The sequence below is a fragment of the Pantoea sp. Fr+CA_20 genome (assembly GCF_024520835.1).
Taxonomy (GTDB): Bacteria; Pseudomonadota; Gammaproteobacteria; order Enterobacterales; family Enterobacteriaceae; genus Pantoea; species Pantoea allii.
Genome location: NZ_JALNPN010000022.1, coordinates 24,187 through 47,488, shown reverse-complemented (window position 1 = coordinate 47,488; position 23,302 = coordinate 24,187). Strand labels below are relative to the sequence as shown.

The following is a 23,302-nucleotide window of genomic DNA, read 5'->3' as shown; positions in this document are numbered from 1 at the left end:
AGACGTTGATCCTGAGATCTCCATTCCAATAATATGGCTGGATAAAGCACGTTAAGCACAAGACTGGGAGCGCAGGTGAAAGGAAGTAAACACGCACTAAACTGGACCACATTGCTTATTGCCATTCCCGTTGGCTGTGCGGCGTCGTTAGTCACCTTGTTATTCCGTGAAACCATTGAGTTTATCAATCAGTTGCTGTTTGGTCGCAGCAACGATATCACCGAGTCGTTGCATCTCTGGCCCTGGATATTCTGGCCGGTTCTGGTCGGTGTTGGCGGCCTGCTGGCGGGATTCTTCCTGCGTTATGCGGTGGCGATTGAGCAGCAGCAAACCGTAAAAACGGACTATCTCGAAGTGATTAATGCCCGCCTTGACGCCGTTCCGACCAAAACCTCGCTTTTTCGGGCGCTGTCGTCGATAGCCAGTATTGGCAGCGGCGCCTCAATCGGTAAAGAAGGCCCGATGGTTCAGCTCGCCGCCCTGTGTGGCAGCATAATCGGTCGTGTCTTGCCCCGCTCATTACAGTTAAAAAACAGTGATGTCGTTGCCATGGCCGCCGCCGCCGGTCTTTCATCGGTTTATCATGCGCCGCTGGCGTCGGCTATTTTCGTGGCAGAGATTGCCTTTGGCATGTCGGCGCTGCAGCGTCTGATCCCGCTGGTGGTGTCATCGGCCGTGGCGGTAATGACCATGTGGGCGATGGGGTTTCGTCATGCGCTTTATCCGCTGGCGGATGTCAGCTTCACCATGGATATCAACAGTCTGCTGATTACTGTCCTGATCGGTTTGCTGTCCGGGCTGGCGGGGTTGCTTCTGATTCGCCTGATTGCGCGTACTAAAATGCTGTTCAGCCGGGTCACTTCGTTGCCGTTGCGGCTTGGGGCAGGGGGATTCGCCGTGGGCCTGCTGGCGCTGATCTCTACCGATATTTTGGGCAATGGCTATGAAGTGATCGTCAAGGTAATGGCGGGGCAGTATCTGCTGTCGGGATTACTGCTGTTGCTGGTGTTAAAAATGCTGGCGACCAGCCTCTCTGTGGGCTCCAATGCCGTGGGCGGACTGTTTACGCCGTCCTTACTCATCGGTGCGCTGCTGGGCATGGTTATCGCGCTCGGTGGCGTGGCGCTGCATCTTCCCCTTCACAACGTCTTGCTGTTCGCCGCCGTGGGCATGGCGGCCGTGCTGGCGGCGGTGAGTCAGGCTCCTTTGATGGCGATGCTGATGGTGCTGGAAATGACGCTCAACAGCAGTTTGCTGTTTCCGGTCATGATTGCCTCCGTGCTGGCAACAATGGTGGTTTATCGCCTGCAAATGGCCAGCACCTATCCGGTCGTTACTCACCATTTTAACCGCTCTGAAGCGAAATATGATTTCGATAATATGCGCATCGCCGAGCTGATTATTCCGGGGGCAGCGCTCCAGCCGGAGGCATCGGTAGGAGAGGCGCTGGCGGTGAGCTCCCTGAAGCGTGAGCGCTATGTGTATGTGATCAATGCGGCAGGGGCTTTTCTTGGTGTGGTGTCGATTCATGAAATTTCACGCCGGGTGCTGGCGCAGGAAATTAACCTGGACTCACCGGTTGAATGCGTCATGGACGAAGATTTCCCGGTGGCCTATCAAAACCAAAGTATACGGGAAGGATGGGAAGCCTTTGCGGCGGTGACGCTGGAACGCCTGCCAGTGTTGAATAATCCGCAGGAGCGCCGTTTTATGGGGGCGCTGACGAAAACCAGCCTGATTCAGAAAGCCCAGCAGTTTCTCTAAGCCGCGTTGCCGCACATCGCCTGCGCCGTCATCCACAGGCGCGCATCAAATTCGAGCTGGTGGTAGTCCGGCTCCATATGGCAGCAGAGCTGATAAAACGCCTTATCGTGGTTTTTCTCTTTCAGGTGCGCCAGCTCATGCACCACGATCATCCGTAAAAAGGGTTCGGGTGCCTGGCGGAAAAACGTCGAAATACGGATCTCGGCTTTGGCCTTCAGGTTGCCGCCCTGCACGCGTGATATGGCGGTGTGCAAGCCCAGCGCATGCTTCATGACCTTAATCTTGTTATCCCATATCACCTTGTTAATCGGCGGGGCATTTCGCATATAGCGGTTTTTGAGCGCCAGCGTAAAGTCGTACAGCGCCTTATCACTCATTACGTCATGCATATCGGGATAGCGCTGTTGTAGCACCGGGCCTAACCGCTGACGATCGATGAGTGTCTGCACCTGTTCAAGGATGGACTCAGGATAACCCTGAAGATAGATAAGTGAGGACATTAGAGATTCCCGGCGAAAGACAGTATACTGCGCCCCCTTTTTGGGGCGAAAATCAACCAAAGTGTACCACGCCGGAGAATTCATGAGCCAACTTGAACTGAACGATCGCACACTGATCCTGCATCGTTTCCCGCAGATGCGTGACGAAAGTCCGTTACAAGCCTGGGATGCCGCTGATGAATATCTGTTGCAGCAAAGCCTGCCGTCTGGCCCGGCGTTAATTTTTAACGACAGCTTCGGCGCATTAACCTGCGCGCTGAATGCACGTCCAGTGTGGCATATCAGTGACTCCTGGCTGAGTCAGCAGGCTACTCGCCAGAATCTGCGGCTAAATGAACAGGATGACAGCGAGGTTCATTTCCTCGACAGCCTGGCGGCCCTTCCTGCCGCCCCGGCACTGGTGTTGATCAAAATCCCGAAAACCCTGGCCCTTCTGGAGCAGCAATTGCGGGCGGTGCGTCAGGTCATTACCCCTGAAACCGTTGTGCTGGCAGCGGGACGCGCGAAAGAGATTCATACCTCAACGCTGCAACTGTTTGAACAGATTATCGGTGAAACCAAAACCTCGCTGGCCGTAAAAAAAGCGCGCGTGATTTACAGCCAGTTCACCCAGCCGGAACTGCGCGAGAAATCGCTCACCCACGTCTGGCCGCTGGACGGAACGCCTTATCAGATTCACAACCACGCCAACGTGTTTTCCCGGTCATCCCTGGATATCGGTGCGCGCTTGTTTATGCAGCATCTGCCGGAAAATATCGACGGCGAAATCGTCGATCTGGGCTGTGGCAATGGGGTGATCGGGCTGATGGCGCTGGCGCAGAACCCTGAGGCCGAGGTGCATTTCCTTGATGAGTCTTATATGGCGGTGGCGTCCAGCCGGTTAAACGTTGAGATCAACCGCCCCGACGATCTGTCACGCTGCCAGTTCCAGGTGAACAATGTGCTGAGTGGCTATCCGTCTGATACGTTGCATGCGGTACTGTGTAATCCGCCGTTCCACCAGCAGCACGCCGTCACCGACCACCTGGCCTGGCAGATGTTCCGCGATGCTAAGCGCTGCCTGCAATATGGTGGTGAGCTGCGCATTGTCGGCAACCGTCATCTTGATTATCACCACAAGCTGAAAAAGCTGTTTGGCAACTGCACGCTGGTGGCCTCTAACAAAAAATTTGTGGTGCTGCGCGCCGTGAAAATGCGTTAACTAAAGCGTTAACGCCAGCGCGGTGGCCTGAGCAATTGCCCGGCGAGCATCCAGCTCCTGTGCGACATCGGCCCCGCCAATCACCTGCACTGGCTTGCCGCTCTCCCTTAAGGCCGCTTCCAGTTCGCGTTGCGGCTCCTGACCGGCGCAGATAATCACGTTATCTACCGCCAGCACCAGGCGTTCGCCGTCACGATGAATATGTAGCCCTTCATCGTCAATCGCCAGATACTCAATACCGCCCCACATTTCAACGCCGCGTGCCAGCAGGCTGCTGCGGTGTATCCAGCCAGTGGTTTTTGCCAGCGTCGCACCGGGTTTGCCAGGCTTGCGCTGGAGCAGCCAGATTTGACGTGGCGAGCGCTGCGGCTCAGGGGGGATCAAACCACCACGCTGCGTCAGGCTATGATCGATGCCCCATTCACGATAAAAATCATCCAGGGTTTCCGTCTGTGGCGGCTGTGACAGGTATTCCGCCGTATCAAAGCCAATACCGCCAGCGCCAATAATCGCCACGCGCGCGCCGACCGGCTGTTTATCCGCCAGCACATCCAGATAGCTCAGCACGCTGGGATGATGAATGCCGGGAATCTCAGGCGTACGCGGTTTGATGCCGGTAGCAAGGATGACTTCATCGGCGTCCGCTAACATCGCGGCATTCACCCGACAGCCTGTTTTGATCACCACGCCCGCCGCGGGCAGACGATGGCGGAAATAGCGCAGGGTTTCGCTGAACTCTTCTTTGCCGGGGATCTGACGAGCGATAGTAAACTGCCCGCCGATGTCGTGCGCGGCATCGTAAAGTGTCACCTGATGTCCCCGTTCTGCCGCCTGCAAGGCAAACGCCATGCCGGCCGGCCCGGCACCCACGACGGCCAGCCGTTTAGGTGCCTGCGCCGGTGTCACCGGCATCAGGGATTCATGGCAGGCGCGCGGGTTAACCAGACATGAAGTGACATGACCGGCAAAAATCTGGTCCAGACAGGCTTGATTACAGGCGATACAGGTGTTGATGCTGTTGTCATCCCCACGCTGCGCCTTGCTGACAAAGGCGGCATCGGCCAGGAAAGGCCGCGCCATCGAAACCATGTCCGCACAGCCATCCTGCAACAGTTGCTCGGCGACCTGCGGATGGTTAATGCGGTTGGTGGCCACCACCGGCACGGCGACATGCTGACGCAAACGACGCGTGACCCAGGCAAAGGCGGCGCGGGGAACGCAGGTGGCGATGGTCGGAATACGCGCCTCATGCCAGCCGATGCCGGTATTAAACAGCGTCACACCGCAGCCTTCCAGCTCGCTGGCCAGTCGCAGCGTCTCTTCTAACGTGCTGCCGTGGTGAATTAAATCCAGCATCGACAGCCGGAAGATAATGATAAAGCGGTCGCCGGTTGCCGCGCGTACTGCGCGGGTAATCGCCAGGGCAAACTGCATGCGCCCGGTAAAATCGCCGCCCCAGCGGTCATGGCGCTGGTTGGTATGCTGCACCAGAAACTGGTTAATCAGATAGCCTTCGGAACCCATGATTTCCACACCATCGTAGCCCGCCTTCTGGGCGAGCCGGGCACAGTGGGCGAAATCGGCAATGGTCTGTTCAACCTCGGCATCGCTCAGTTCACGCGGGGTAAAGCGATTGATGGGGGCCTGTATCGCAGAGGGGGCAACCAGATCGCGCTGAAAGCTGTAGCGACCGGTGTGTAATATCTGCAGGGCGATTTTCCCCCCATGCTGATGCACCGCTGCGGTAATCTGTCGGTGCCAGTCACACTGTGCGTCGTCATTCAGTACAGCACCGTGTTCGGCGGTCACGCCCTGCGGATTCGGTGACACGCCGCCCGTTACGATCAGCGCCACGCCTTCCCGTGCCCGCTCGCCATAGAACGCCGCCAGCCTGGCCGCGCCATCTTCACGCTCTTCAAGGCCCGTATGCATTGATCCCATCAAAAAACGGTTTCTGAGTTGAGTGAAACCCAGATCGAGCGGGGTAAACAAAGCAGGATAGTGGGAGGACAGCGCAGTCATAATCACTCACAGATAAAGTGGTCGGATGAGTTAGCTTTAACCATTTCTTTGTTAAAAAAAAGTGAAATGGCATCAGGGTGTGAGAAGCATCATAAAAGCGGCCCTACCCGCTGGGGCAGTCAGGTGCCAAACCGTCGGCTGAGGGAGCAGGGGAGGTATAACCGATGACGTTGGATTCAGCGTCGACGAATCCATGAATAGCGCGAACGATAGCCGCTGCTGTGGTGCGTATTAAAGCGATAACTGGACCCCGACTCTGTTGTGCAGTAGGTGCACTGGTCAATCTGATCAATTTGCCCCGCCGGAACCCCGGCATCGGTCAGCATCTGTTTAGCCAGATGCGGTAAATCGAACCAGACACCTTCTCGGGTGGCCATGGCCTGAGGGCGCTGTGCCTGAGGATTATGCGGCTGTTGATGATAATAGCGCAGCGGCAGGGGAATACCGGGCAACTGCGCAATGTCTGCCAGTCGCTGGCGATCCAGCTCGAAACAGCAGGGTGCCAGCGCCGGGCCAATCGCAACCGTCAGGCTCTGCGGCGTGGCACCGCGTGCGCAAAGTTGTTCCACGGCGCTATAGAGTACGCCCGCCAGCGTGCCTTGCAGGCCAGCATGAACGGCGGCGACCTGTTGCTGTTGGCTGTCGGCGAACAGTACGGGTAAACAGTCCGCGGTGTACACCGCTACCGGCCGATGACCCGTGGCAATCACGCCATCTGATTCGCAACGTTTAGGTGGGATATTATGGATGTCGGTTAACACAACGGCGCTGTGGCGTTGATGCCCGTAGGCCGCATCCTCAGGCGGCGGCGCGCCAGCGGGCTGAAAAGCATAATCGACCCAGTCTAGTGCATCAAGTAACGGCGAACGCGGCATGGCGGACATCCTCTTCTCCTGTCAGGACAGCGTGCAATCTGCTGCCATCAGCTTACGTTAACTGCTACATTTTTGAAGCGTTACCCACTCAAATCTTTCACACCTTAGGATGAATCGATGAAAAATTCAGTGAATTTCGCGCTGTCGGCCGTGGTTGCGCTGGCGCTTGCGGGTTGTGCACACCCTTCCCAGCAGCAGGCACAACAGCAACTGGGGCAGCAATCGGTGCTGGCGTTAAACTGGTTCCAGCAGTCCGGTGAATATCAGGCGCTCAGTTGGCAGGCGTTTAACAGTGCACGTCTGGCCTTTGATCAGTCGGCTTCGCTGATGGGCAAGCCCAAAGCGGTGATTGTCGATTTAGATGAAACCATGCTGGATAACAGCGCCTACAGCGCATGGCAGGCGAAGAATGGACAGCCTTTCAGCGATAAAACCTGGTCGGCCTGGACGCAGGCACGCCAGGCCAAAGCCGTGCCTGGTGCGGTAGAGTTTGCCCGCTATGTTAACAGTCATGGCGGCACCGTATTCTATGTCTCCAACCGCGACCAGAAAGATTACGCTGCCACGGTGGCTAACCTTCAGCAGCTTGGCTTCAGCGGTGTCAGTGAAAAAACGGTGAGCCTGAAAACCGACTCTTCAAACAAACAGGCACGCTTCGATGCGATTAAAAACGCCGGCTACAACGTCGTGTTGTATATCGGTGACAACCTGAATGATTTTGGCGGGGCGACCTGGCATCAGGGTAACGCGCAGCGTCAGGGGTTTGTCGAAAATAATCATGCGCGATTTGGCACCCAGTTCATTGTGTTGCCAAACCCACTTTACGGTGACTGGGAGAGCGGCATGGCAGAAAATTACAATAAGCTGACGCCTGAACAGCAGCTTTCAGTCCGTGAAGCGCGGCTGAGGGCCTGGAACGGTAAATAAAGTGTCAATATGATGAGCCTGCCGTGGGCAGGCTCTTTCACACCGCTGAGATTATTTACTTACCGCCGTCATTATTTTCACGCAAATTAAATTAACCATCTCTTGCTTTAATTTCACCCTTAACAAAGTTCGATTAACTGCTTATACAGAATAAAGGCGGTTGATCGTGCTATTCATAAATTCTGCATTTAAGAGTAATCCTGGCATTTCGCCTTGTTTCTGTTTTATCCATCTGACTAACGACAACGGTTTTGTATTTATTTGTCAGTTTTCATTTTTCGGCTTTATTTTTAATTATATGATTTTTATATAAAATAATTAAAGTAATTTAATTTTTATGTGGTGTGACCTCTTAAGATAATTTACGTGATCATGACGTTTGTTGAACAAATACTGACATATAGCGCCGGATGTTTCTGGCATAAAATATTCTGTGTGCATTAGTAATCATAAGCCGCTATAACCTATTAATGTGATGAGCTTCAGATTTCGTAACCCGTTCGCGGCGATTCAGTGAGCGGGTTCACTCCGTGGTCAGCCAGGAAGTGATATTCCCGGTCGTAGAGAGAAGATGATTGTGACGACACTTAAACCCTTATTAGCGAAAAATCGCAGTTGGGCATTACAGCGCCGCCAGCGTAACCCCGCCTATTTTGAAAAATCCTTATATCAGCAAAAACCGCACTCATTATGGATAGGTTGTTCAGACAGCCGGGTGCCAGCGGAGGTATTAACGGGATCGCATCCCGGCGAACTGTTTGTTCATCGTAATATCGCCAATATGGTTGTGGCAGAGGACGATAACCTGCTGAGCGTGCTGCAATATGCCGTTTTTTACCTTGGGGTAAAGCGAATCGTGTTGAGTGGTCATTACGGCTGCGGTGGCGTTCAGGCCGCCTTAGCCCTGCCGGGCAGCCCGTTAGCCACTGAGGACTCCGCTCTGGCCCGGCGTATTGCCTTTCTGCGTAGTGGATTAGAACGCCATCTTAGCCACGAAGCGGGGCAGGAGACGGAGAGCGAGACGCTTAATCGTCTGGTTGAAGCGAATGTTCTGGTGCAGTTCGCCAACCTGGTGGCAACAGAACCGGTACGGCAGGCCTGGCAGTCTGGTCAGGAACTTGACCTGTTTGGCTGTGTTTACGACCTGCAATCGGGTCATCTGAAAGAGTTGATTCAGCAATCTGCAGAGGAGTCTTCACCATGAATCTGGATACCTTACGCCGCGATGTGCCGGCAGGGCTGGTTGTGTTTCTGGTCGCACTGCCGCTCTGCCTGGGTATTGCACAGGCCAGCGGGCTGCCGCCTTTCGCCGGTTTATTAACGGGCGTTATTGGCGGAATACTCGTTACCTCCCTCAGTCCTTCACGTTTCGCCGTCAGCGGACCGGCCGCAGGACTGGTCACCATCGTCGTCGCGTCTATGGCGACCCTGGGCAGCTTCTCCGCGTTCCTGACCGCCCTGATTATCGCCGGACTGTTACAGTGCCTGTTTGGTCTGTTGCGCGCCGGACGCTTCATCGCGTTAGTGCCGGGTAGCGTTATCAAAGGCATGCTGGCCGCGATTGGTTTACTGCTGATTATGCAGCAGATACCGGTGGCGCTGGGGGCGGGCGGCAGCGTGAAGTTAGTGTCGCTGGTGAACGGGGAAATGACGTTCTCACTGTCGGCGCTGCTGGTGTCGTTAGTGGGCTTGTTCATTCTGTTTATATGGACAACCGGCCCCATTAAGCGCATTAAGGCGCTGGCGTGGATACCCGGGCCATTATTCGCCGTGCTGTTTGGCTGTGTGGTCACGGTCGCTGGCGCACGTTTGTTCCCTGAGCTCACCGGCGCTTTACCGCGCATTTCATTGCCCGCGTTTGACAGCGTTTCCGCCATGATGGCGGAGCTGGAAACCCCGGACTGGATGGCATGGCAGAATCCGCAGGTCTGGATCGTTGCCCTGACCCTGGCGCTGGTGGCCAGTCTGGAAACCCTGCTTAGCCAGGAAGCCCTGAAAAAGCTACGCCCGCAAAACCCTGCGCCCTCGCCAAACAGAGAGATGTTTGCGCAGGGGATCGGTAACCTGACGGCGGGCTTCCTTGGGGCTATGCCGATTACGGCGGTCATCGTCCGGAGTTCAGCCAACGTCAACGCTGGCGCACAAACCAAACTCTCTATCTTGCTGCACGGTGTCATGCTGCTGATTTGTGGGATGTGGTTTAGTGAAATGCTGAATGCCATTCCGTTGGCCAGCCTGGCGGCGGTGCTGTTGTACACCGGCTATAAACTGGCCGCGCCGCGCCTGTTTATCGAGCAGTTCCGTATGGGGGCACAACAGTACGTGCCTTTCCTGGCAACGATTATCGGGATCATCACGCTGGGCATGCTGGTCGGGATTGGGATTGGTATTGCGACACAGATTCTCTATAGCATCTACAAGAGTCACCGCAATGCGCTGCAGCTTACGCGTTACGACGACCACTACGTTTTGCGTTTCCAGCAAAACCTGACTTTTATGCACAATCCTAAACTGCAGGGCTTGCTGGATGAAATACCCGAAAATAGCGTGGTAATCGTAGATAACGATAATGCAGAATACATCGATCCGGATGTTAAGGCCGTGCTGAAGGATTTTGGTGATAATGCTGATAAACGGGGAATCCGCCTGAGTCAGTGGCCCGTGGCGGTTAAATAGTCACGCAGACCTCAACAGCCAGGTCGTTTTTTTTAAAAATCGGATATCTCGGATATCCGATTTTTTTATTTGTAAGACATAATGAGCAAGGATGTCTGCCAGTATGTTTATATCTCGTATCGGGTGTTAAACCCGTAACGTTCGCGCATTTACGGGTGCTTTTCTCTGAATGGCGCAGACAAGAATCAGGGTTAAATGATCATAACGCCATATACCCCGTGAGCGGCGTGATGGTAAGCCTCTTTGTGACAAGGTCCAGACGTATGCGCGTTAAGCTGTTTGAAGAGCACAATACTAAAAAGAGTGCCCTCTGGCTGTTTATGATTACTCTGATGTTCTGTTTTGTCGGCGGACATCTGCGTTTTCCCCATGACTTATCCCTGTTCTGGCCGGTGAATGCCTTCATCGCCGGGATGATGCTTCGCTATCCCTTTCTTCATCGAGCCCGTTTTTATCTTGTGTGCTACAGCGCCATGGTATTTAACGACGCGGTGTTTTCGGGCTGGGCGTTACCGGCCTTCACGCTGAATGTGGCCAATATCCTGTTTATCATCATTTGCGTGATGGTGATGGGGCGGCAGTATCAGCATGATTCCAGCAGTGAGCGCATATCGAACGCACTGCGTATTTTCCCTGCCTGTCTGTTGGCAGCGCTCGGTTGCGCCACCTGGGGAGGACTGGCGCAGGTAGGCAGCATTAACGCGGCCTTTGCTGACGCGTGGATGAACTGGTTCAGCGAGCAGTTTTCCACGGCGTTAATGCTGCTGCCGTTTCTGTTAACGTCACACTGGCGCGTCATGTTCTCAAGGCGCTTGCTGCAACTGGGCAAACTTGTCCCGTTAATCGCCGTGGTGTTGTCCCTGATCACGGGGGCATTAATGGGCGGCGCGGGCAGCCTCACGCTCCCGGTGCCCGCATTAATCTGGTGCGCCATTGTCTTACCGGTTCCCCTGACCACGCTGATCACGCTGATAACCGGCATTAGCCAAATCGTGTTGGTGTCGCACGGCGTCATGAACATTCAGGGCGATGCCAACCTGCTGCCGATCAGCCACCTGACCTCAGCGCGTCTGGGCGTGGCCACTATCGTCATGAGCCCGTTAATTGTGGCGGTGAGCATGGATGCCATTCGCCAGCTCAATGAACGTCTGGCGCTGCGTGCTGACTACGATTTTCTCACCCAGCTCCTGTCGCGTTCGGGGCTGTATGAACATCTGCGCAATGAACCCTTCTTTGAGCAACGTAAGGTGGGCGTCATCCTGCTGGATGTGGATTATTTTAAATCGGTCAACGACAATTTTGGTCATGATGCCGGTGACCGTGTCCTTGAAGAGATCGCCCGGCGTATTTCGCCATTAGTGGGTAATCACGGCCATATCTGTCGTTTTGGGGGGGAAGAGTTTGTGATTGTGCAGTTCGACCTGTCGCCAGAAATGATTTATTCGCTGGCCGAGGGGATTCGCCAGAGCATCGTCAAAGAGAAATTTTTACTGCACGGCAACGCGGTCACCGTCACCGTCAGCCTGGGGCTGGCAAACGGCCAGGCACAACCGGGTAACGCCTGGGCCGAGACGGTCAACCGCCTGATATCCGCCGCGGATAAAAACCTCTATATCTCTAAGCGAAATGGCCGCAATCAGACGTCCCCCTGCAATACGCAAAGCGAAGTTACCAGCGACGTTGCCTGAGCAGACGCCGCTGGAGACGATTAATTGACGGTGGTTTTCAGCGCTGCGCCTTGTTGATGGCGTTCCAGCGCCAGCTCAATCAGACGGGTGATCAGATCCTGGTAGCTCAGGCCCGCCGCCTGCCACAGTTTTGGATACATGCTGATATTGGTGAAACCGGGTAAGGTATTCACCTCATTGACGATAATCTCACCGTCATCGGTGTAGAACACGTCAACGCGCGCCATACCAAAACACTCCAGCGCGGTGAAGGCGGTGAGGGCCACCTGACGAATCGCATCATCTACAGCAGCAGGAATGTCAGCCGGTATCACCGTTTGTGCGCCGGTTTCGCTGATGTATTTGGTGTCGTAAGAATAAAAAGCATCCTTTACCACCACTTCGCCACAGGGGCTGGCTTCTGGCTTGTCATTGCCCAGCACTGCGCATTCGATCTCGCGACCTTTAATCCCTTTCTCTATCAAAACTTTACGATCAAAAGTAAAGGCCAGTTCCAGGGCCGGGAGTAACTCTGCCGCCGTATCAACCTTACTGACGCCCACGGACGATCCCTGATTGGCTGGCTTGATAAACAGCGGCAACCCAAAGCGTTCGATGACAGCCTCGGTGTCCAGATGATGCCTCTGTGACTGCGTCACGCTCAGCCAGGGCGCAACCTTTAGACCGGCATCCCGCAGCAGGCGCTTGGTGATGTCTTTATCCATGCTGACGGCAGAACCCAGCACGTCCGAGCCGACGAAGGGCAGCGAGGCCATCCGCAGCAATCCCTGCAGCGAGCCATCTTCACCTTGCGTCCCGTGGACCACCGGAAAAATAACGTCAAGTTGGGACAGGGGATGGGCATTATCACGGGAAATCAGTGGATGTTGAGGTTCACCGGGGATGAGTGCAACGTGTTTTGCGGTGCGATTCAGGGCAATCAGCGAGGGATTTTCAGCATTTAGCAGAAAGTTTGAGGCATCGTTAAGATGCCACTGGCCTTGCTTATCTATACCCAGCAGCACAACCTCAAACCGGGTTTTATCTATGGCATCAACAATATTTTTAGCCGACTGCAATGACACTTCATGCTCAGACGATTTCCCACCGAACACAATGCCAACTCGCTGTTTTTTCATCAAACCTTGTCCACGTAGAGGCAAATAAATACCATACCACGTGCGTCACAATAAAAAACAGGCAGACGCGCTTAATGCCTCGCCGTCAGAAGACGTGGCTAGCAGTCGGTAATTTTTTCATTATTCGAGACGGAGGAAAGAGACTTATGGGACACGCCTTTTAGAAACTCTTTTGACTCTTCATCGACCAGACGCGTCAGCGTGAGCTGTTCCTGAAATTTGGTCAGCAGAAGCTCCGCATCAGATTTAATCAGGCCGTCAGAGGACTCCAGAACGGTATTAATTGCCTGACTGATCGCCGAAATCAGCTCTTCAACACCGCCACTTTTGCCAACGGTCAGCGTCAATGCGCTGAGCAACAGTGACTGCGCTTCTGTCTGAGCAACCAGTTCTTTAGTTTCGGCATCCATTTTTGAAATCTTGGCCAGCATGCTAAGAACAGCGCTTTTCATCATGGTCTTCCTCGGGGTCTGTTTTACGTGTTGAACATTATTAGCGCATAGAAAACCACAGGCAACCGTGCGGTGATCGGATGATTCCGGTTATCAATAAGGGGAATGAGACGTCGCCAGAGAGGTTATCGGGTTAGGACATCTGGCAACGATAATCCCCCAAAAGCCTGGGTAACCGCTGGCCCAGATTACACCTTCACGACGCGTAAATGCTGCACGACACAAAAAAAAGAGTATCAGGCTGCTTTTACAGCAATGCGTAACGTCATTCAGCACTAAAGACAAGTAATCTGGCGTTTATTCTCGCGTTTGTCTGGCGCAGAGGCGGTTAAAATTTGTTTAACTCACTCTCAGCGCAACCCGATATGTATCGCAGAAAAATATATCTAAGAACGCTCCTTACCGGACTATCCATCGGAAGCGTCATACTGACGTCAGGTCTGCTGCTGGGCGCGTTGTTTCTGTTTCAGAAGAATAATATCGAAGAGTCACTGCTCGACAGCAATATCGCCTATGCGCGTAAGCTGGCGGATACAACCGATCATTACCTGACCATTGCCCAGCGCGAGCTGGCATGGAGTGCCAGTCAGATCGTCGATCTTAATGATGTCGGCAAGCTGCATCGCGAAACGACGCGTTTATTCCAGCAGTCCGGTTTTTTCAATTCGGTGGCGGTGTTGGATCGTCATGCCGTCATCGCCTCTGTTTCACCTGAAAGCCTGAGTCTGGTGGGCGTAAAGGTGGATACCCCAGAGACAGAGCAGGCAATCGCGGCCCGGAAACCTTTCATTTCCTCACCCTTTAATTCTCCTTCGGGAAATTACGTCGTGCTGCTTTCCCAGCCCCTGTTTTCGACAGATGGGCGTTATCTCGGTTTAATCTGTGGCACCATTTACCTGAAAAAACAGAGCATGTTGAGTGACGTCCTGAGCCAGCATTATTACGGTGATGGCACCTCAGTGAGTATTGTCAGTGATGACGGCTTCGTTATTTTCAGTCACGATCCTGCCCTGGTTGGCACCCGAATGGCATTGAGTCCGCAACTGCAAAAACGACTGGCTTCAACCTCAAATGGTCAGTTTATGATTGAGGACGCAGGCAAAAAATACCTTATTGGCTACGCCAGCCTGCAAAAAACCGACTGGAATATCTTTATGTCCGGTACGTCAGAAACCGTGAGTAGCCTGATGATACATACGGCCAGAAACGCATTCTGGTTTATCCTGGGCATCATCGTCCTCACGGCGAGCTGCATGGCTTTTCTGGCGGCGCGTATCTCTTATCCGCTGGAAAAACTGGCCGGTATGGTTCGCGAGGGCGGCAGCGATGCCAGCCCGGAACTGCTGTCATCGGTCAACACCTGGTATAACGAAGCGGACAGGTTAAGAGAGGCGGTTCAGCAACACCGTCAGGCCGTTGCTGGGCACGTTGCCGATCTGAATGATAAAGCCATGACCGATCCGCTGACCGGACTGAATAACCGTCGCGGCTTTTATGTCCAGGCGGAACAGCACAGTGAGGAGCGGGTGCAGAGCGCCATCGCGATCGATATCGATCACTTTAAAAAGATCAACGATCGCTACGGGCATGATGCCGGGGATGAGGTTTTAGTAAGCCTGGCAGGCCTGCTGCGTAAGCGATGCCGCACGCTGGATGTGGTGAGCCGCTTTGGCGGCGAAGAGTTTATTTTGCTGCTTCCCGGCACTGCACTGAGCGATGCGGCTGCCATGGCAGAACGTATCCGTGAGGCCGTCAGTATGACGTCATTTCCGTTTATCAGCGCGATGACCGTCTCTCTCGGCGTGGCAACGCTGAGCGACACGGATGATAAAGAGTCGTTGTTAAGGCGGGCAGATGAAGCGTTATATGCGGCCAAAGATGATGGCCGTAACCGGGTGATGGTCAGCCACGAAGGCGATATTTCTCGCTATCCTGCTGTCTGACCCCGGATGCGGTCTCTCAGCACATCTCACGCATTTTCCAGTGCAGCCAGTGATCCAGTTCGCTGTCTGCCAGCGGTCGGGAGTAGAAAAAGCCCTGCGCCTGGTCGCAGCCATATTCCGTCAATGCCTCGACGGTATCGACGCATTCCACGCCTTCGGCCAACACCACATAATCCAGCTCTTTAAGCATTGCGATAATATTGCGGGCGATGATGCGTGAAGCCGTATCCGACGACAGCTCACTGATCAGTGACCGGTCCAGCTTAATCACATCCAGCGGCATACGGCGAAGATAGCTGATATTGCTGTAGCCCGTGCCGAAATCATCAAGGGAAATGCCGAAGCCGCGCAGTTTCAGCATTTCAAGCCCGCGCATAGCGGAAGGGCTCTCCACGATGCGTTCTGTTTCAAGGCATTCGATCCCCAACAGCGAGGTCGGCAGTTTTGCCCTCAGCATCTTCTCTTCCAGCACGTCTGCAAAGCCATCAATCGAGAAATCACGCTCACTCACGTTAATCGTAATTGGCAGCTGGATGCAGCTGTTCCGCAGACGTTTCAGACGCGCGATCACGCTATCTATCACCCATGTGGTAAGGGCCGTAAGGATCTCCGTCTGCTCGGCAAGCGGGATAAACGTCGCGGGTGCGAGTTCACCTTGCACAGGATGGCGCCAGCGAATCAGCGCCTCAAGCCCGATAGGTTTGCCGCTTTGCAGGCAAATTTTGGGCTGGTAAACCAGATACAGCCCATTATTTTCCCGAAGCGCTCTCGCCAGATCGTTCACCAGCGTGAAGTCCTGGGTACGCCTGCTGTCTGTGGCTTCGCTAAAGCGCAAAGAGGGTAATCCGCGATCGATCGCTTCATGTAAGGCACTGACCGCCTGACGTAACGTTTCCTGGGGAGGAAAGATACCGGAGACAAAATCGACTTCACCGGTATGGGTACTCAGCGCCACCGACAAGCCTTCCCCCAGGTCCGCACTGATGCCCTCCATCTGGCAGGCCACCCAGTTTGCACTGATGCGGCTGTCCGCACGGGTCAGCACGGCAAATCGTCCGGTTGCAACGGTATAAAGAATATCGCTGGCAGCGGGGCGCAGCCGCAATGGCAGCAGCGTCGCCACATCTTTAAGCAGGCTTTCAACAGGACTCATGCCCATTGAGCGCGCCAGTTCATAGGCGCGTGGCATATCAATACAGTCAATCAGCACCAGGCGACGCAATGTGGTGTCACCGGCAGCCGTCAGATAATGCATGTCGCGGATCAGGCGCTGGCGATTCGGCAGATTTGTCACCGGATCGATAAATCCTGCCGAGTGCCATGCTTCCAGAAAAGACATGACCAACGACGACAGTAGCGTCAGCGTGGTGATTTGTGCAGGCGTAAAAGGATGAGGCTGAATATCTGTCACGCACAGCGTGCCCAAATTGATGCCGTCGCGGTTTTTAAGCGGCACACCCGCATAAAAACGAATAAAGGGCGCACCAATGATCAGGGGATGTTGCGCGAATCGGCTGTCGAGGTACGTATCCGGCACGACCACCGGAGAATCGCTGTCCACGGCATAGCGACATAGCGAGTCCTCGCGGGAGGAACGCTCCAGCTTAAAATTGTGCGCAGCACGAATATACTGAAATTCATCATCAATAACCGAAATAAAGCTTCCGGGAATGCTCAGTGCCTGACTGGCAAGCCTGACAAATTTTCTCAGCACATCATCCCGACTTTCATCGGGGTAGCGAAGGGCCTCAAGGGCACGAGTGCGGCGTTCATGATCACCGTCGAGATTCATAAGCATGTGTGTCCTCCGCCCCGGATTGCTCACGGCGCGAAATTAAAAAGAAAAAGTGGCGGATAAAAAGCACCGGAACAAGGCCAGATTCAGCGAAAGGAAAATTAAAATAGTTTTTTTTTCTCGCTGAATAATAGGCGTGATTTGGATTTCTGTCTCTTTTTATTTTCTTTAATGAATTTATCAGTTATCAACGATGCAAACATTTAATCAATTTTTGAATTTTATTTTTTCAATAACGCTGCCACAATAACCTCAGAAGAGTAGCGCGCTATTGTTTTGCCCGCAACTATTAGATGTGAATATTTTATTGAAGTGTTTTTTTTACGTCGCAACACCGGGGAAATACCATGAATATTCTAAAAAATTTTACGATTAGACGCGTTGTTCTGTGGATACTTATCGCTGCCGTAATGATTATTGCGTTAGCCGGCGCGTATGGTTCACGGATAATAAACGACATTGACCGCGAAGCCAGCCGCAGTAATGCCCTGACTCAACAGCTTATTTTCCTTAACCGCGCCAGTGTGCAAGTGCAGACGAACGCCACGGCGAACCATGCGGACATTGCTTCTCAGGCACCGGCGGGTGATGAATGGCAACGTTATCGCACCGCTCTGACCAGCGCGCCTCAGGATTACCCTGCGGCGGCTCAGGAACGGCTCGCCGCGCTTGAGCAGCAGCTTTCTGCTAATGCGGCCCCGCTGCGTGAGGAACATCAGCGGCTGGTGAATCTGTTTCTGATTACGCTCGCTGCGGTCGCTGCGCTGCTCATTTTTTGCGATCGCTATCTTGTCATCCATCTGGTGCGGCCGGTAGCAAAACTGCGGGCGCACTTCCGCGTGATTGCTGATGGTGATCTGACACGTGAACCCGAGGACCTGGGTAAGAATTGTATCGGGCTAATGGTTCCTTTATTAAAAGAAATGCAACAAAGTCTGTTGAATACCGTCCAGGCTATTCGTGATAACGCGTCCGTTTTACATTTTGAGGCGGGCGATATTGCAAAAGGCAATGCCGATCTGTCGAACAGAACGGCCACCCAGGCGGCGGCGCTGGAGGAGGCTGCGGCCAGTATGGAGCAGCTTACGGCGACGGTTCGCCACAATGCTGAAAACAGTCGTGAGGCGCGTGAGCTGGCGAGTGTTACCGCCCAGACGACCCAGAAAGGTGAGCAGTTGGTGAAAACCGTGGTGACCGCTATGGGTGTGCTTGCCGAAGGCGCTGAGAAAATCCGCCAGTTTACTGCCACCATCAACGGTATTGCGTTCCAGACCAACATTCTGGCGCTCAACGCGGCGGTTGAAGCTGCACGTGCCGGTGAGCAGGGACGCGGTTTTGCGGTTGTAGCCAGTGAAGTTCGCTCACTGGCACAGCGCAGCGCAGAAGCGGCGAAAGAGATTGAAGGGTTAATTGGCAATACGGTAGCGCGCATCGGCGAAGGGCGCGGTGCGGCTGACAGCGCCGGAAGCACGATGGAAGAGGTGCTGCGCAGCGTGGGCAGCGTTAACGAGCTCATCAGCCAGATCGCGCTGGCATCGGAAGAGCAAAGCAAGGGCATTTCTCAGGTGACGCTTGCCGTGGCTGAGATTGACCGCGTGACGCAGCAAAACAGTACGTTGGTACAGAAGATCTCGGCGTCGGCAGAGAGTATGAGTAACCAGACGGAAACGCTCACCAGCGTGATAACCCGGTTTACCTTACCCGCGTCGTCAGCGGCCAGTGTTGTCGTCGCTAAGCCCGTCCCGGCAAAGCGTCATATCGCATCTGTACCGACCAAAGACGATGAGGCCTGGGTGGCGTTTGGCAGATAATCGACGTCTGTCTCATCAGATATAAACGCACTGATGGGCTGGTTATAGGCAGCAGGCGGACCCGTTTCCTGCTGTGTTTTTTAAAACCTCGCGGCTAAAGCGGGGTTTTTTGTTGCCCGTAAATTCATTAATCCTTAATAAATATTTACTTACATAAACGCAGCGTAAAATAAAATCTAAAACTTTGAGTCATTTAAATATAACGACGCTTCGCTTAATAAAAAATAAGCGCTGCCGATCAGACGTTTTTTTTCCAGGCAAATAATCCCGTAGCAGGCGAAGCCGCTGGTTTGACATTTCAGCAGATAAGATTAAAAATCCTTATGAAAGGTGTGCTGCAACGGTTGCAGACAGAGGTCTCAGCCGACACTGAACTGATCGGCTGACGTACTGTTACCCTACTTCATCCACAGGGAGCCTGGTTTGGGAAATTCAATCGTCCGACGGCCCGTGCCCGTCCAGAATAATGTTCGTGAACTGCGAATTGCTGCCGGCCTGTCGCAGGAAGGTGCCGCTGAACGCTTTGATCTGAGTTTGCGCGCCTGGCAGACCAAAGAAGCTACGGCGAAGGTGGCCTTGCTGAGTCAAGGGGAGTACGAACTGCTGCTGCTGCTGGCAGGGCGTCATCCTCACTATGAACTGGTGCCGCAAGACAAAAAATAGCGATTTTTACCGTTTGACAGAGTAAAGCCGTCTCTGGCTATGAAGTTCAGGCCTGAACGGACGATAACTGCAATACCGGGCACTATGTAAGAGCAGGTGTCGCTATCAGTGCAGATCTCTGATAACTGACATTTTGCTGCACAGGCGGACCTTTGTTGCGGCTTCAGGTTGATGTATTGCGCGTTACCTGGTTCTGTCTGATTGCAGGCGTCCTCTTTTTACTGTGAGATGCCCGGCCACAGTATATGACCTCAGGAGGACACACTCTGAAGCACTCAACTGAAAGCGGCTCCGAAGAAGCACGCATACGTGCGCTGGCCCAGTACCAACTGATGGACACGCCGCCCAATGAAGCCTTTGATCGACTGACTATTCTGGCGGCCAGATTGTTCTGTGTGCCGGTGGCCTTCGTGTCGCTGATTGATGAGAAACGTCAGTTTTTTAAGTCTCGCTATGGTCTGCAAATTACGGAAACCTCACGAAGCGTCGCGTTCTGCCATCACACGCTGGAAAGCGACGATATCCTTTGCGTTCCCGATGCGCTCGACGATCCCCGTTTCTCTAACAGTCCGTTGGTGCTGGGTTATCCCTTTATTCGGTTTTATGCCGGCGTCCCACTGATTACGCCAGACGGGCACCGTATTGGTACGCTATGCCTGACCGATAATCATCCCCGCCCCGCAATGAGCACAACGGATCGCCACAACCTGACCGATCTGGCCGCACTGGTCATGGACCGCATGGAAGTTCATCGCATGGCGGTTCTGCGCCATGCCAGCCAGCAGCGCCTCGAAGCCATATCGGTAACCTCACCGGACGCGATCATCTGTACTGATTTGAACCGTGGTATTACGTTCTGGAACCCTGCCGCGACGAAAATGTTTGGCTATGACGCTGACGAAATGGCCGGTAAATACGTCGCCGGGCTGATCCCTGAACGCTGTCAGACCGATTACCGTAATGAGCTTGACCGACTTGAACATGAAGAGGGCGCGATCTCTACGCCGCGTACCTTGCAGATTTGGGGCAAGCGATGCAACGGCGAGGAGTTTCCAGCGGAGGTCTCTTTTTCGGGCTGGCAGGAGGGCTTTGAGCGCTATATTGGCATGATCATTCGGGATGTGACGTTACGCTATGAAAGCGAAGCGCGACTCTGCGAACTGGCCTCACTGGATATGCTTACCCGGCTTGCCAGCCGGAGTGCCTTCATGACGCAACTCAGCAAGCTGACGGAATCCGGTGTACCTTACACGCTGCTGATGACAGATTTGGACAGCTTCAAAGACGTGAACGACACGCGCGGTCATGCGGCAGGTGACGCTTTGCTTTGCCATGTGGCGGAGCAGATCCGCGCTGTCTGCACCCACGCTATCGCAGCGGCCCGTTTGGGGGGCGACGAGTTTATCGTTTTACTGCCCTGTGGCTGTGATGGCGCAATGGATATTGCCCAGCGGCTCACTGCGGCTATCCAGACACCTTTTTATTACATGGGTTCTGCGGTGGAGGTCGGCGCAAGCACCGGTGTGGCAAGCTTTCCCCTGCATGCAAGTGATATGTCTTCAGTGATGTCGGCTGCGGATTTGGCGCTGTATCGGGCTAAAGCAAGTGGCAAAGGGCAGTCTGTCCTGTTTCAGCCTGAATTTCGCGAGGCTGAATTAGGTCGACGTCGGTTTGAACGTGAACTGGAAGCCGCTGTTCGCCAGCAGCAGTTCGTGCTGCATTATCAACCGCGTTTTGATGTGTTCAATGGCGAGTTAATGGGCTGTGAAGCGCTGGTTCGCTGGATGCATCCGGCCCGTGGCCTGCTGCTTCCCTCTGAGTTCATCGATATGCTGATCAAAAGCCCACTGTCCATCACCCTGGGAACATGGATTATTCAGTCTGCTGTCAGTCAGGTTAAACAATGGCGGAGTCAAAACCTGCCTCTGCGAGTCAGTATTAACCTGTTTCCGCGCCAGCTAATGGAAGCTGGACTTGAAGAGGTGATTCGTCAGTGTGCCGGAGAAGATGCAGGCTTTATCGATCTCGAAGTCGATGAACCGCTGCTGACCGATGTGGGGGAAAGTACATCTCAGGTGTTAGAGGCCGTTCAGGCTACCGGGGCGTTATTTATCATCGATCACTTTGGTCGCAGCCTTGCCTCGCTCAGCCTGTTACAGCATCGCTGCATCGCGGGACTCAAAATTGATCAATCCCTTACTGTTCAGCTTGAGAACAGTAACAAAGCCCGATTATTGATCAACGCTATCGCGTCACTGGGTAAAAATATGGGGATCAGCGTAGCAGCAGAAGGCGTTGAGAACCGCGCCCAGCACGAGTTCATTTGCGCGGCAGCATGCGATATTTTGCAAGGCAACCAAACCGGTTCCCCTGTTAGCGCATCACGGTTTGAAACCCTCTATCTTACGCCTTCGCATTAACTGGCAGGGTGGCGAGGGGATATGACAACCTCGCCATAGCATTGCTCACCAGGCTTACCCTTTCCCGGCATCATAGCGGCAAAAAAAACGGCACCGTGAAAGGTGCCGAAGTAAGCAACGTTTGGTCAGGACAATCATTGTGATAATCAACTCACAATACTGTTATCGACGCCCTGAACAGAACATTGAGCGAGGTCGAGAAGACTTTGCAAAAGTGTGATGTATAACGGGTTTTGAGCGTTCAAACGGCACATATCAGCAAAAAATTAGAGACCTGTTTCAGGTATGAAGAAAAATTATCTGATTCCGACTGGCGACAATCCAGATGGTGAACTAATTTGATAACGCTGTTTGGAAGTCATTTAGGATTTCCCTGAGAACTCCGGCCCGACCCTTTAACGAGGTGCGGGCATTTTTTTATCGGTGTTACAGCAAAAAAACGGCTTCTCTGATAGCGAGAAGGCATTGGCTGGCAGCATGGATAGGATGCACCTGTCCGGGACGTCAACCATCGCACCAGGCCTGGCAGCAGGGCGCTACGGCGTTGAAGTCAGGTTCAGATGTGATGTTGAGCGAAGGTCAGAGTCAGGCAGACGCGGTATAACCGGCGTGCTGATTGATCAAAAGCGGGGTTTTTCAACGTTACTGACTGAACAGCAGGGTCAGAAGTCCACGATAGTGCAACCTGTCATCTTCACTGGTGGCTTTTTCAAGACAACCGATAAGCTTCAGACAGATGATGCGTCGACTGACGGGCTTATTCTCGCGAAGTATTTCAACGGCTATCCGCCCCAGGGTTTCAAGCTGGCGTGGATGATCAATCTTGTTGAAATAGTGTGCCAGACCGTTAGTTTTTTCCGCAGGTGGCAAACTGCCCTGGCGCATAGTGTTCCTTAGAACAAAGTAGAAAGAGTTGTGCGCAACTTAACCGATCCTGGGGACCGCTGTACAGGAGAATTACCGATCCCGCTGAAAAGAAAAACAGGAGCCGCCTGGCTTACTTTTTTTGATGCGCGGCGTGGCGACGGCGATCCCAAATCAAGACAAACCCTCAGCCTTAACATGGCGAATATATCGGCTGGCTGGCGAGCTGTTGTGTCTCCTTAATTCTCCCGCCACTTCACAGGCTAAAAAAAACAGGCCCGTCAGCAGGCCAGGTATTTTTGGCGATTTTCATCATGCTTCTGTCCGTTGAAACACTAACGCGCATACTCTGTAGGGTTATATTTTTCGGGTTATCTGGCGTTTTATATCGGTATCAAAGAGGTTGTCTGGCGAAAATAATAAAGCAGGGCAGGCTACAATACAGAACCGAGCCTGCCCAGGCGGAGACAGAACGACAGATGCCCTGCGAAGCCTTCTGGCATCGGCGCTGGCACGGTAAGCCCTGACCAGATCCTGTTTAAGATTATTCTATTTCGTGATGTTTATTAAAATTTAAAACTAT

At 53.6% G+C, this 23,302-nt stretch carries 17 protein-coding genes; 10 read left to right on the top strand and 7 right to left on the bottom strand.

Features of this window, described 5'->3' with window-relative positions; genetic code table 11:
- Nucleotides 1-75 precede the first annotated feature (75 nt).
- Nucleotides 76-1,764: a chloride channel protein gene (locus NR177_RS20370; protein WP_063877333.1), complete on the top strand. Its 1,689-nt coding sequence runs from the start codon at nt 76-78 to the stop codon at nt 1,762-1,764.
- On the opposite strand, the gene NR177_RS20365 is transcribed toward NR177_RS20370, so the two are convergent.
- Nucleotides 1,761-2,264 carry a M48 family metallopeptidase gene (locus NR177_RS20365; RefSeq protein WP_172898001.1) on the bottom strand — a complete coding sequence of 168 codons (504 nt, stop codon included), beginning with the start codon at nt 2,262-2,264 and terminating at the stop codon, nt 1,761-1,763. The genes NR177_RS20370 and NR177_RS20365 overlap by 4 nt on opposite strands.
- Nucleotides 2,265-2,346: 82 nt before the next feature.
- On the opposite strand from NR177_RS20365, the gene rlmG reads away from it, so the two are divergent.
- A complete protein-coding gene (rlmG, locus tag NR177_RS20360; RefSeq protein WP_256853497.1) occupies nt 2,347-3,465 on the top strand; it encodes a 23S rRNA (guanine(1835)-N(2))-methyltransferase RlmG in 1,119 nt (372 codons plus the stop codon).
- Here rlmG and NR177_RS20355 read toward each other — a convergent pair whose 3' ends face one another.
- Nucleotides 3,466-5,487 (bottom strand): NADPH-dependent 2,4-dienoyl-CoA reductase, encoded by a 2,022-nt coding sequence (locus NR177_RS20355; protein WP_256853496.1) that lies wholly within the window; start codon nt 5,485-5,487, stop codon nt 3,466-3,468. It lies immediately after the preceding gene.
- Between the two features lie 176 nt (nt 5,488-5,663).
- Nucleotides 5,664-6,371: a polyphenol oxidase family protein gene (locus tag NR177_RS20350; protein ID WP_256853495.1), complete on the bottom strand. Its 708-nt coding sequence runs from the start codon at nt 6,369-6,371 to the stop codon at nt 5,664-5,666.
- 108 nt (nt 6,372-6,479) lie between these two features.
- On the opposite strand from NR177_RS20350, the gene NR177_RS20345 reads away from it, so the two are divergent.
- The 4 genes from NR177_RS20345 to NR177_RS20330 all read left to right on the top strand — a co-directional run bounded on the left by NR177_RS20345 (nt 6,480) and on the right by NR177_RS20330 (nt 11,653).
- Complete coding sequence (locus NR177_RS20345) at nt 6,480-7,289, top strand: 5'-nucleotidase, lipoprotein e(P4) family (protein WP_256853494.1); 810 nt, start codon at nt 6,480-6,482, stop codon at nt 7,287-7,289.
- A 571-nt stretch (nt 7,290-7,860) separates the two neighbouring features.
- Nucleotides 7,861-8,493 carry a carbonic anhydrase gene (locus NR177_RS20340; protein WP_256853493.1) on the top strand — a complete coding sequence of 211 codons (633 nt, stop codon included), beginning with the start codon at nt 7,861-7,863 and terminating at the stop codon, nt 8,491-8,493.
- Nucleotides 8,490-9,965 carry a SulP family inorganic anion transporter gene (locus tag NR177_RS20335; protein ID WP_109716863.1) on the top strand — a complete coding sequence of 492 codons (1,476 nt, stop codon included), beginning with the start codon at nt 8,490-8,492 and terminating at the stop codon, nt 9,963-9,965. The genes NR177_RS20340 and NR177_RS20335 overlap by 4 nt, the downstream gene beginning before the upstream one ends.
- Nucleotides 9,966-10,228: 263 nt before the next feature.
- Nucleotides 10,229-11,653: a GGDEF domain-containing protein gene (locus tag NR177_RS20330; protein ID WP_109716864.1), complete on the top strand. Its 1,425-nt coding sequence runs from the start codon at nt 10,229-10,231 to the stop codon at nt 11,651-11,653.
- Nucleotides 11,654-11,673: 20 nt separating this feature from the next.
- Here NR177_RS20330 and ddlA read toward each other — a convergent pair whose 3' ends face one another.
- Nucleotides 11,674-12,771 (bottom strand): D-alanine--D-alanine ligase, encoded by a 1,098-nt coding sequence (ddlA, locus tag NR177_RS20325; protein ID WP_256853492.1) that lies wholly within the window; start codon nt 12,769-12,771, stop codon nt 11,674-11,676.
- Between the two features lie 98 nt (nt 12,772-12,869).
- Entirely contained in the window at nt 12,870-13,223 is a 354-nt protein-coding gene (iraP, locus tag NR177_RS20320; RefSeq protein WP_063877323.1) for an anti-adapter protein IraP, read from the bottom strand.
- A gap of 365 nt (nt 13,224-13,588) precedes the next feature.
- Between iraP and NR177_RS20315 the strand changes: the two genes are divergently transcribed.
- Entirely contained in the window at nt 13,589-15,166 is a 1,578-nt protein-coding gene (locus tag NR177_RS20315; protein ID WP_172898015.1) for a diguanylate cyclase, read from the top strand.
- A gap of 16 nt (nt 15,167-15,182) precedes the next feature.
- Here NR177_RS20315 and NR177_RS20310 read toward each other — a convergent pair whose 3' ends face one another.
- A complete protein-coding gene (locus tag NR177_RS20310; protein WP_109716867.1) occupies nt 15,183-16,964 on the bottom strand; it encodes an EAL domain-containing protein in 1,782 nt (593 codons plus the stop codon).
- 344 nt (nt 16,965-17,308) lie between these two features.
- Here NR177_RS20310 and NR177_RS20305 point away from each other — a divergent pair, with 344 nt between their 5' ends.
- The 3 genes from NR177_RS20305 to NR177_RS20295 all read left to right on the top strand — a co-directional run bounded on the left by NR177_RS20305 (nt 17,309) and on the right by NR177_RS20295 (nt 21,855).
- A complete protein-coding gene (locus NR177_RS20305) occupies nt 17,309-18,772 on the top strand; it encodes a methyl-accepting chemotaxis protein (protein WP_109716868.1) in 1,464 nt (487 codons plus the stop codon).
- Between the two features lie 423 nt (nt 18,773-19,195).
- Nucleotides 19,196-19,435: a hypothetical protein gene (locus NR177_RS20300; protein WP_096011199.1), complete on the top strand. Its 240-nt coding sequence runs from the start codon at nt 19,196-19,198 to the stop codon at nt 19,433-19,435.
- Nucleotides 19,436-19,680: 245 nt separating this feature from the next.
- Nucleotides 19,681-21,855 (top strand): bifunctional diguanylate cyclase/phosphodiesterase, encoded by a 2,175-nt coding sequence (locus NR177_RS20295; protein ID WP_096011198.1) that lies wholly within the window; start codon nt 19,681-19,683, stop codon nt 21,853-21,855.
- Between the two features lie 642 nt (nt 21,856-22,497).
- Here NR177_RS20295 and NR177_RS20290 read toward each other — a convergent pair.
- Nucleotides 22,498-22,740, bottom strand: a complete 243-nt coding sequence (locus tag NR177_RS20290) for a hypothetical protein (protein WP_063877317.1) — start codon at nt 22,738-22,740, stop codon at nt 22,498-22,500.
- Between the last annotated feature and the right edge of the window lie 562 nt (nt 22,741-23,302).